Source organism: Denitrovibrio acetiphilus DSM 12809 (assembly GCF_000025725.1).
GTDB lineage: Bacteria > Chrysiogenota > Deferribacteres > Deferribacterales > Geovibrionaceae > Denitrovibrio > Denitrovibrio acetiphilus.
Map to the genome: position 1 here is coordinate 2,727,744 of NC_013943.1, position 11,503 is coordinate 2,739,246.

Annotated in this window: 10 protein-coding genes; 9 read left to right on the plus strand and 1 reads right to left on the minus strand. The window is 38.3% G+C overall.

What is annotated here, in order from left to right; genetic code table 11:
* Window positions 1-32 precede the first annotated feature (32 nt).
* From DACET_RS12960 to DACET_RS12975, 3 genes are all read left to right on the plus strand, one after another.
* Entirely contained in the window at window positions 33-944 is a 912-nt protein-coding gene (locus tag DACET_RS12960; protein WP_013011824.1) for a 5'-nucleotidase, read from the plus strand.
* A 161-nt stretch (window positions 945-1,105) separates the two neighbouring features.
* Window positions 1,106-1,552 carry a hypothetical protein gene (locus tag DACET_RS12965; protein ID WP_013011825.1) on the plus strand — a complete coding sequence of 149 codons (447 nt, stop codon included), beginning with the start codon at window positions 1,106-1,108 and terminating at the stop codon, window positions 1,550-1,552.
* A 53-nt stretch (window positions 1,553-1,605) separates the two neighbouring features.
* A protein-coding gene (locus DACET_RS12975; protein ID WP_148214147.1) for an IS3 family transposase occupies window positions 1,606-2,699 on the plus strand; the annotation gives its coding sequence in 2 pieces (ribosomal slippage) (window positions 1,606-1,867 and window positions 1,867-2,699; 1,095 coding nt in all).
* A gap of 221 nt (window positions 2,700-2,920) precedes the next feature.
* Here DACET_RS12975 and DACET_RS16580 read toward each other — a convergent pair.
* Window positions 2,921-3,064 carry a hypothetical protein gene (locus tag DACET_RS16580; protein WP_244392524.1) on the minus strand — a complete coding sequence of 48 codons (144 nt, stop codon included), beginning with the start codon at window positions 3,062-3,064 and terminating at the stop codon, window positions 2,921-2,923.
* Window positions 3,065-3,474: 410 nt separating this feature from the next.
* Between DACET_RS16580 and DACET_RS12985 the strand changes: the two genes are divergently transcribed.
* From DACET_RS12985 to DACET_RS13010, 6 genes are all read left to right on the plus strand, one after another.
* Window positions 3,475-4,413 carry a phosphate/phosphite/phosphonate ABC transporter substrate-binding protein gene (locus DACET_RS12985; RefSeq protein WP_013011828.1) on the plus strand — a complete coding sequence of 313 codons (939 nt, stop codon included), beginning with the start codon at window positions 3,475-3,477 and terminating at the stop codon, window positions 4,411-4,413.
* Between the two features lie 95 nt (window positions 4,414-4,508).
* Entirely contained in the window at window positions 4,509-5,792 is a 1,284-nt protein-coding gene (locus DACET_RS12990) for a sensor histidine kinase (protein ID WP_169304243.1), read from the plus strand.
* Window positions 5,792-7,156, plus strand: coding sequence for a sigma-54-dependent transcriptional regulator (locus DACET_RS12995; RefSeq protein WP_013011830.1), 1,365 nt, complete (start codon window positions 5,792-5,794; stop codon window positions 7,154-7,156). The genes DACET_RS12990 and DACET_RS12995 overlap by 1 nt, the downstream gene beginning before the upstream one ends.
* A gap of 136 nt (window positions 7,157-7,292) precedes the next feature.
* Window positions 7,293-7,958, plus strand: a complete 666-nt coding sequence (locus DACET_RS13000; RefSeq protein WP_013011831.1) for a 4Fe-4S dicluster domain-containing protein — start codon at window positions 7,293-7,295, stop codon at window positions 7,956-7,958.
* Window positions 7,959-7,962: 4 nt separating this feature from the next.
* The gene (locus DACET_RS13005; RefSeq protein ID WP_013011832.1) at window positions 7,963-10,806 is read left to right on the plus strand and encodes a molybdopterin-containing oxidoreductase family protein; all 2,844 of its coding nucleotides are present in this window, start codon (window positions 7,963-7,965) and stop codon (window positions 10,804-10,806) included.
* A 64-nt stretch (window positions 10,807-10,870) separates the two neighbouring features.
* On the plus strand, window positions 10,871-11,401 hold the full coding sequence (locus tag DACET_RS13010; protein WP_013011833.1) for a TorD/DmsD family molecular chaperone: 531 nt from the start codon (window positions 10,871-10,873) through the stop codon (window positions 11,399-11,401).
* Window positions 11,402-11,503 lie beyond the last annotated feature (102 nt).

Below are 11,503 nucleotides of genomic sequence, written 5' to 3' on the forward strand. Positions count from 1 at the left end.
ATGAAAAATTTAATGTGCTATAAGGTGCTACCGTGCCAATTGACTTAAATAATATTCTGGTGGTTGGTATATCTTCGAGGGCACTGTTTGATCTTGAGAAAGAGAACAGTATCTTCGAGAATGAGCCACTGGGCAAATATATTGAATATCAGCGTGACAATGAGAATACTGTCCTTTCGAAAGGGACAGCGTTCCCTCTGATAGAGGCACTTTTGAAGCTGAATAACCTATTTGACGGCGAGAAAGTAGTCGAAGTTATCGTCATGTCCAGAAACAGCCCTGATACAGGTCTGCGCATACTCAATAGTATAAAGCATTATGGTCTGGATATCATTAGATCAGCGTTTTCCGGCGGTGAGCCTCTGTCCCCATATCTAGAGTCATTCAAGGTTGACCTCTTTCTGTCAAAAGACGAGGGTGATGTTCAGTACGCCATAGACAATGGCGTGGCAGCTGCTCTCCTATACGCTCCGCCCAAAGATTATGAACCGGATACTGAGCATATAAGAATCGCCTTTGATGCTGATGCTGTAATCTTTTCCGATGAGTCGGAACAGATATACAAAGAACATGGGCTGGAAGCTTTTCAGAAGCACGAATCAGAAAATGAAGACAATCCTATCCCTCCGGGAAACTTCATGAATTTCCTTGAGATTTTGTCAAGAATCCAAAATAAATGCGGCATAGACAATTCACCGCTGAAAGTGGCGATAGTAACTGCAAGAAGCTTTCCGGCAAACATCCGCATAATCAAGACACTCCGCAGCCTAGGGGTATATGTGAATGAATCATTCTTCCTCGGCGGCCTGCCGAAAGATGAAGTATTAAAAGCATTTCGTCCGCACATATTCTTTGATGATCAGGATGTACACGCCGGTCCCGCATCGCAGCACGTACCTTCGGGCAGAGTTCCCTACAAGTCAAATCCTAAACTTAAGAAATGATATTATATTTGATATCTATGATTGTATTGCAAACTTCATATGACATGACAGTAGTAGGATAGTGTTGAGATTTTCTGAATAATGTATAATATACATTATCAAATATGTGATGGACGTTTAGATGGGTTATCTAATGGTCTATCTCACAAGGGCATGATAACATGTATGATTATGACATTGCGTATGTACAACAATTAACAGGAATAGCCAAATCAGAGGCCAATTCTCTCGTTAAATATTTCTCTAAACTCCCCGAAAGTGTCCGCATCGAATCTTTCAAATTACAAACTGATTATGCCAGGCAGCATAAGGATCAATTCGATAAAGAACGTTCTGCAGAATTCTACTACGCAATGCACTTAGTGGCATTGAGAGCGATGAAGCGAGTAGAGACAGCACAGGCCACAAAAGATGCCCTCAATGAGGAAGAAGCCCTGAAGCTTCATAAGCTTCGAATGGAAAGAATAAAAGCTGGCAGAGGCAAGAAGGATAGCAGGAAAGCACGACTGATTAAAGAGACCTTATTCCATGAAATCAAGAATATGTATTACAATGATGGGTTATCCTGGCGGGAGATTTCTGAATACGTAAGCTTCCCCATTGAGTAGACATTCCAAATTTAGAGTTTTTCTGGCAAACTATAAAAGCTAGGAGGCTCATTTTGAAGAAATCACGATTCACCGAAACACAGATCATCTCGATTCTTAACGAAGCGGATGCCGGAATGCTGGTAAAAGATATCTGCCGTAAGCATGGTATATCTGACGCAACATATTACAACTGGAAATCTAAATACGGAGGCATGACTGCATCTGATCTTAAAAAGATGAAAGATATGGAGCAGGAGCTTTCTCAGCTAAAAAAGATGTATGCAGACCTCGCTTTAGAAAATAAAGCAATGAAGGACTTAATAGAAAAAAAGCTCTAAGGCCGCAGGAAAGACGTGATGCTGTTACTTTCTTGGTAAATGAGCATAGTCTTTCTGTTTCACAGAGCTGCCGTTGTGCAAGTCTCTCAAGGTCGGCCTATTATAAGCCTGTTGTTGTTAATACAGACGATATTCTTGTGATAAATGCGCTGAATGAACTTGTAAAGAAGCACTCTCGTTGGGGCTTCTGGAAGCTCTTTAAGGTGCTTAGGAAGAAGTATCCTTGGAATCATAAACGAGTCTACAGGGTTTACTGCCAGATGAAGCTTAATCAGAAGCGCAGGGCAAAGAAAAGACTGCCTAAAAGGGAGAATAATTCTCTGTTTGTGCCAGAACTGCCTAATCAGGTTTGGTCAGCAGACTTTGTAAGTGACAGCCTGTATTCTGGAAAAAGATTCAGGACGTTTAATATCATAGACGATTGCAACAGGGAAGCAGTGCACATTGAGATAGATACTTCTCTTACAAGCAGAAGGCTTATCAGCGTATTTGAGAAGATCAGCCTAGAGAGAGGATTACCGGAAGTACTTAGATGCGATAATGGCCCAGAGTTTCTGGGGGCAGAGTTCGTGTCTTGGGCTGAAGATGCTGGAATGAAGATTATGTATATCCAGCCAGGCAAACCGAACCAGAACGCCTACATAGAGAGATTTAACAGAACTTATCGTACTGAGGTTCTTGACCTGTATCTGTTTGATAATTTAGCAGAGGTAAGGGAAGTTACCTACTGGTGGATGATTGAGTACAACGAGGAACGTCCACACGATGCTCTTGACGATATGACACCGATAGAATATATGATGAAGAAACAGAAAACTCTAGTTTAGAACTGTCCTCCTCAAGGGGAAGCTTACGAATATATTGCTAAATACCATAAAACAAAGATATCACACGGATACCTACAGCAAAAGTTTAACGAAGCAATGTTATATGAGCAGGAAGATTAGTTCTTCCTGCTCTTTATTTTGTGTTCAATTACCACACCACTGATAGCTATCAGTGCCATACCGATTGTCAAAGATACGATAAATGTTCCGTATGTCATTTTTCACTCCTTATCATTATTTATTATACCATGATTCTTGAGACTTTGCTCAAGAGCCTTCTCCATATCGATTGCCATATCGGCAGGATCTTTAGTGAGCTCCAGTGTATTGCACAGCATCTCAGCAAGTCTTGATAAGCTCTGCAAATTATTCGACCTTCTTTCAAACTCAGATTCTTCAGGTTCATGTGGGCAATAAGCCTGTGGGGGTTCGAGTCCCCCCCTCGGCATACGTAGAAAAGCCCTTGATAAAACAAGGGCTTTTTTATGCTCAAACTCTAATTAATTAATCTAGAAAACTAAAGCTAAATGAAATTACCAGTAACACTACCAGTAACAATTTACATGTTTGATTCGTAAATCGGGGTGAAAGGATTTGAACTCATTAAATCTAACCCTATGCGGTCTTGAGCACCTTGTTTCATGGGATTCTTACCGCTCATGTCCGCTCACAACCGCTCTAGTTGTGACAAATAGTGTGACGAAAAATAAGCTATAATATATATGATAGTATCTCTTTGAATTGAATCTTCACCTAGATTGTGGTATACATTGTCATGTATGCTATCTTATATACACAAGCTAAATTTCTGATACGCAAACTACGTAATTTTGCATTAGCTTTCATTCTGCTCTCACTGCTTTCTTGCTATAATCAAGAGACCGTTGTTAACGTTAATGAGGTAATTCTTCCTCCTAAGAAGAACATCTCTAGCAACACCCTATATATTGGGTTTGACTTGCGCTGGAAGCCTGTTGATGATGTCAAATTCTATATCCCGTTAGTAAATTACCTTTCACAAGAGACAGGGTACGATATTAAAATCAAAGTTCCTTCAGATTATTATAAAAACATTCAAATGTTAGGGGATGGAGATTTGGACATCTCTATTATGGGGTCTGTCAGCTGTCTTATTGCTCAGAAAAGATACGGAGCTTCCCCTTTACTGGTAGGACTTAATGAAGATAAACAGCCTTTTTACAAATCAGCAATTATTGTCAAGAAAGGTCAATCTGAGATTAACCAGATAAGTGATGTAAAAGGTAAAGTCTTTGCGTTTGGCAATCGTTTTTCTACTCAAGGATATTTGATTCCTAGACATATGCTTGAGAATATTAATGTGCAAATGTCAGATATAATTTATGAATTCTCCTCTTCCCACGATGAAGCCGCTAAAAAGGTCATAAACGGAATAGTGAGTGCCGGGGCAATCCAAGATAAATTAGCAATTAAATTAGCTAACCAAAGAATGGTCGATATCCTTAGTTTTTCACAGCCTTACCCATCCAGCACTATCTGTATATCCCCACTATCTGATGCAGATAAAATGAATAAAATTAAATCTGCTCTATTACGGCTTATCCCATTAGAAAATGTTCCTTTTGTGGAAGCAGGTTGGAACATGACCGAAATGGCTGGAGGGTATGTTGATGCAGCAGATATAGATTTTTCAAGCATCTCGACTCTAATCAGAAAGTATAGTTTAGCCAAATGAAATTACGTAATAAAATCATGCTCGCCATGACCTCTGTCATTTTTTTAGCATTTCTATCGACCTTTTTGATAATTAGCAATATCACTTTTGGATCAATGAAGAAGGAAGCAACTCTACTAGGAACAGCATTCGCAAATACAGTTAGAAGCTATATGGCTGATATGGTTTTGTTAGGAGATTATTATAAAGCGACAGGGTTGGTTCATCAGCTTGTTAAAGAAAACAGTTTTATTGGATATATTTATATTTTAGGAGAACATAAAGAGATATTTACGCATAGCTTTAACGAATTGACTGATGTAGAGAAACTTACATATTCAAACCCTGTCATTAAGTTAGAGAGTGTACAGTTGGTAAGGTTCAGAGACAAAATCTACCGAGATATCGGCATAAAAATGATTGACGGTATAGATTATGAAATCCATATAGGAGTTAAAGAGAATAATATTATTGATGCTTTTAACCGGACTATTTCGTCCTTTGTGATTGCATGTATTGTTATTGCGATATTTGCTGCATTTATTTCATATTTTATCAGTGGCTATATCATTAAACCTATTATTACAATTGTTGATTTCTCACATAATCTTATTGATCACAAGTTTGGCATTCAGCTCCCTTTAAAAGGGTCAACAGATATACACAGATTGACTCAAAATATGAACACTCTGTCTCTAGAGCTAAAACACTATGAAGATCAGATACAACAAGATTTCAGAGAAATGCTGGTTGTAGAAAAACTAAATGTTCTTAATAATTTTAAAGCTGGGATGCTTCACGAAATAAAAAACGCCACCACAGCATTAAAACTCTTAGTGAGTAGCTCCTCGTCTGAAGATTTTGATGAAGAAGATTTTAATATTATTGCATGTGAAGTTAATAAGATTGACCATATTATGCAAAGCTTATTCGCTGATATGCCTGAACAATTAGAAGTTCGTATTGCAAATATACAAAACATTTTAAGTCTCACACTTGAAGAGCTTAAACCGCTGGCTAATGCAAAATCGATTAAAATACATTTTATAGAAAAAGAAAATATTGTCCTTGTGAAGTGCTACCCTATACTAATCCAGCTTATGTTATCAAATTTATTAGATAACGCATTGGAAGCTATTGGAACTTTTGGTAATATTTATATAGAGGTTGAAACTTCAGAAGATGGAACCTCCATCGAGATATGTGATGACGGTGACGGTATTGACCCTTTGATAATTGAGAAACTTTGCGAACCTTTTTACACAACAAAGAAGAAAGGATCTGGGTTAGGACTATATTTGGTACACAACGTTACTCGACTACATAATGGTAGCATGAGTATTAAAAATAAAGACAACGGTGATACAGTTTTTAAAGTTATTCTGAGAGGGTTATCATAATGCGTATTCTTGTAGTTGATGATCAACATGCAATTTGCCATTCAATGAAGAAGAGCCTTGGAAAGTTAGGACATAAAGTTGCGACATTAGAAGATGGCTGTTTGGTGGTAGAAACTTTGTTGACCACCAGCTTTGATTTAATCTTTCTTGATATCAAACTAGGTCAGGAGAATGGGATTGATATTTTAAAACAGATAAAAAGGATGCCTAGCATAGGGCAGGTTCCAGTTATTTTGATGACCGCCTATAACGAAACCGATATTGCAATCGAGTCGATTAAATATGGCGCAGCTGACTATATTCTTAAACCTTTTGATATTAATGATATAGAAAATATCCTTCTGGAAGTTGCCAAGAGTAATGACGATGCAGCCCACTCTGTATGTATAGAAAATGATGGCTCTTTTTGTAAGCAAGCGTTAGTCGGAAGGTCTACTCCATTTGTTAATATTCTTAAAGAGATTGGTAAGATAGCATGCAATTCTATTCCAGTATTGATTTTAGGTGAAACAGGAACTGGAAAAGACATGGTAGGAAAAGCAATTCATAAGTTTTCAAATCGCAGTGATAAACCTTATGTGGCTATAAATTGTAGCAGCATCCCAAGGGATCTACTCGAAGCTGAGCTTTTTGGCTATAAAAAAGGAGCTTTTACCGGAGCAGCCAGCGATCATATGGGTAAGGTAGAGCTTGCCGATAATGGAATACTCTTTCTTGATGAGATTGGGGATATGCACCCAGATCTTCAGGCTAAACTTTTGAGACTGCTTCAAGAAGGAAGTTTCTATCCCGTTGGTGGAAATGAATTAAAGACTGTAAATGTTCGTTTCATTGCTGCAACTCACCAAAATATCCAGCAGTTGGTCAAACGAAAAGAATTCAGAGAAGATCTTTTTTTCAGACTTAGTGGCTACACAATTAATATACCTCCACTAAGGGAGCGTATAGATGACATAGAACCGCTTGTAATACACTTTATTCAAAAATACGCAGAAAAACCAATACATATCGCTCCAGAAAGTATTGAGAAGCTACAACAGTATAGATATCCGGGTAACGTCCGAGAGCTTGAAAATATCATGCGAAGGGCATTATTAGAATCTTCAAATAATATCATCTCTGAACGTAATATCTGCTTTAACAAAAGCGAAATATCTGAGTTATATGAAACCAGTATTAGTTCATTTGAAACGACTGTTGATATGTCTTCTGGAGATGGAATCATACCTCTACAGAAAGTTACTAAAAACTTCCAGAAAATTTACGTCTCCAACGTTTTTTCTCAATACGATAAAAATCAGCTTCAGGCTGCTGCTGCATTAAAAATATCACGTAATACCTTACGGAAAATTCTCGACCTCTAACTGTTCTCACCCTGAACACTGTTCAATATGAGAACACGGCATATTCTTTAATTTATAATTTCTTGTTATTTATCAACAGTTAAATCATGGCACCTCTCTTGCTTATATCTATCAGTAAATATACGGAGGTGTATGAATGAGCAGACAATATGCATTTATTGTAGACCTGAGAAAATGTGTAGGTTGTGGCGGATGCCAAGTAACCTGTAAGCAAGAGAATGAGGTTCCTTTTGTAGGGTTCAGATCTCGTGTGGAATACGTGGACGCCGGTAAATACCCTAATCCCGTAAGACACTTTGTGCCAAAGCTGTGTAACAATTGTGATGATGCCCCTTGCATCGCAGCATGCCCTACCGGAGCAACATTCAAAATGGAAAATGGTATTGTTGCTGTTAATAGAGATACTTGTATCGGCTGTGGCAGATGTGCGGAAATGTGTCCATACGGTGCACGATATCTTAATCAAAATCTTTCGATAAAAAATGATCCAGCAAAATATCCTAATGTAGAGGAAGTGAGAGGAAAATCAAAAAGTTCTCTACACCCTGTTGATAAGTGTGATTTTTGTTACCATAGGATTGCAGCAGACATTGAAGAGCCTACTTGCGTAAGGAACTGCCCTGCTCATGCAAGATATTTTGGGGATTTAAACGACCCTAACAGCAAAGTTTCTCAACTACTCAAAGATAACCCTACTATCAAATGGGCTGACTATTTTGGAACAAAACCACGTGTCAGCTATATCGCAAAAGATATTAAAGTCTTTGAGATGGCAGATGAACTGATAAACGAGGGGGAATAATTAAATGAAAATTAACAGAAGAAATTTCTTAAAAACATCTGCTGGACTTGTTGCAGGGGCGACTGTCACAATGAAAGCAGGAAACGTCTTTGCAAAAATAACCAGTCAAGAGGCTGGTATCATAAAAGAATCACTCAAAGGATACAATAAAGTTTTTAGTGCATGCGCCATGTGCCCTGCTGAGTGTGGTCTTGAATACTGGGAAAAAGGCGGTGACCTTAAAAAGATCTACGGTAACAAAGATGTTCCAATGAACGATGGAACTTCTTGTGCAAAAGCAGCGGCTATTCCTCAATTGGTTTATTCACCTTATCGTATCAAACACCCAATGATCCGTACTGGTGAGCGAGGCGAAGGAAAATTTAAAAAGGTTTCATGGGATGAAGCAATCGATTTCCTTGCAAAAAGAATGATAAAACTTAAAAAGCAATACGGCGCTGAATCTATGTTAATGGATACTGGGGATGTTACCGACAGAGACCAGTATTATCGTTTAGCCTTTGGTTTTGGGACACCTAACTGCTGCGAGCATGGAGCAATTTGCGACGTTCCAAGAAGGCATGGTCCTAAATTGATACTAGGTGGCAAGCGTATACAGCCTGACGTCATGAGACCTCTATTAATTAGAGGGGAAGATGGTAAGCTAACTAAGCCTTACGAGTATCAGACAAAGCTCATTATCTATAACGGATGGAACCCATTCGTTGCGACACGTATCTACTACGAAAATAGAGGTACTGTAGAAGCAAAACTCAGTGGCTGCAAAGTTGTTGTGATTGATCCATCTTACTCGAATACAGCAACTGCTGCTGATGAGTGGTTAGCACCAACAGCAGGAACAGACGGCGATCTTTTTGGCGCAATGCTCAGGTATATTCTAGAAAATGACAACCCTAAAAAAGCTGACAGAAAATATATTGACTGGAATATGAAACAATATGTTTTAGGCTGGGATGAATTCATTAATGAGTTTAAATCATGGTGGAAAAAGAAAGACCCTATCAATGGTCTAACATACTTTTCTACAACTTGGGCAGCTGACAGGACTGGAATCGATGAGTATAAAATTAAAAAATTGGCTCATGATTTTGGTATTACCAAGCCAGCAGCATTAGTTTGGGGTATGCAGTCTCCTGGACACCATTATAACGGCTACTGCGCGTCTATAATTGGTACTGTACTAAATGTAATTACAGGAAATCTCGATGTCCCTGGCGGTGCCATCGATACTGAAACTGTAAAAGCAAGTAAAGGTGCTAGCGCAACAGCTAAACATTTTAAAAAGCGGAAGCTGAAGCGCAGAGTAAATGGAAAGATCGTAGAAGGAGAAATGGAACATCTTCAGAAAGACCACTATGGAGATCAATACCCTTCTGCTTGGGATGATGTTGTCGCTGATATCCCTGACAGAATCAGAAAAGGCGTCAATATTGAATACGGGCCTTTCAAAGGGCATAAATATGCGTTCAAGATGTTTTTCCTTAGAACAGGAAATACTGTTATGACCGCTTCTAATACGGAAGACTGGAAAAAAGCACTGACAGAAAAGGATAAAAACGGCAATTATAAGCTTGAGCTTATGACCGTTATAGACAGTGTTTTCCTAGAAAGTGCACTGTATGCAGACATAATTTTGCCTGAAGCAAGTTTTGTGGAGCGTATGTCACTCAGCGATATATACCCTTCCCATGCAGTCCTTTATCTCAGAGATGAAGTGATCAAACCTTTGTATGATTCTAAAAAACCGACAGATATTATGAACCTGTTAGCCAAGAAACTCTATGCTCTTGGTGATAGAGACATAAGACCTGAAGACTTTTGGGAAAGATATGCAAACGAAGAGGATTTTGTAAATGACATGCTCACACAATCTCCTAAAATGAAGAATATAGGCAGACCTCTTCCGTATCCTAAATATCCAGAAGGATATACTATAATAGGTACTCCTGATTCACTTGAAAGCGGCATTGGAGTGACTGTTGACCACAATAAGAAATTGATCAAAGGCGACTTGTTAACAGTTGAGTGGTATCGCAAAAATCAAGGCGTTGCTGTATGGCCAATGAGCTATTATCGTTATAAAAAATCAGATTCTGAGAAACCAAACTTAGCATATCCTAAGACAGATAGTAAAATGATTGAGTTTGTATGGGATTATGAAAAAGATGGCAAAAGATCTGGTAGGTACGCAGGCTACAACAAGCTTATTGAAGCATCACAAGTTGTACCAGCAGGTATGCAAGAGATTGGCTTTACCAAGTATCCAAAAACTTTCTACTGGTTCGAGACCAAGTGGAATCCGTATACCAATCCAGATTACAGCAAATACCAGAAGGAATATCCATTCCAAGTTATCAACGGCAGGGTACACCATGCGATGACTGGGACTCAAATGGCTACTTTCCTTTCACAGGTCAAAGTGGAGGGAACTTGGCACCCTATGAACGAAGAATTTAAGGATGTTAATGTCGAAGGTGTTCAATCTCCGAAACCTGGTCAAATAGTGAAAGAACATACTTTTAAAAAAGACACTTTTTCTATCGGAACCATCTGGATGAATGAAACAGATGGTAAGGATATGGGTTTTAAAATGGGCGATTTGGTCAAGATGACAAACCCTTTAGGAGCCTCCACTAAAGGAAAGTTATTTTTGTCCGGCGGTATTAGACCAAAAGTGGTCAAAATATCATTTGGAACAGGGGGGAGATTTAGCAAAGGTATAGGACCTCTGTACAAAGCTAGAAACTACACTGCTGATCCGAATATGCTCACTGATCCAAATGCTAGAAGCCCATTTATGGGATTCCCAGCATTTGCGGATATGATAGTGAAGATCGAAAAGGTGTAATATCAAATAAATGGGGTAGCCATAACAGCTACCCCATTTAAACATGTAACTTCAAAGGTGTAATATGAATAGCGTACGAAAGAACATACATTTTGATTTAATTATCAATGTATTAAAGGATGTCCCCAGTAAAGAATTCCTAATTAATATTGTTCAAAGTCAAGCAGACAATCTAAGTAGTGCTGATGATAAATTAGTAAATGAAATCGCTGACGAGATAAATTGTTTAGGTGTAGATGACGCAGCAGAGAAATATAACGAAGAATATCTTAAATTATTTTCTCAACCTTCGCAGTTTTCTACAATTCCTGTTGCATCCTATTATCTGGACGAGAAGAAGCTCTTATATTCGGATATTTCTCTGAGATTAAGAGACCTATATGCAGACTTTTTATTTCAAGTGTTGCCCCCTTATACAGAAGACCACATTGTCCCTTTATTGGTTTTTATGAACGAAATTGATAAGAGTAAGAAAGATCAATTTATGGATGATTACATCTATAGCTGGGTTCCTGAATTTTTGGAGCAGGTGATAGAAGCTACTAATTATAAATATTTTTCTAACTCAGCAAAAATAATTAAGAATATAATATAAAAAAGGATCAACTCTTAAATGGTAATCGCAAAGACATGCTTTGTTCATCTCGCCACCAAAACCTATGAATATTATATTTTAACGTAAAAAAGCCAGACCTTG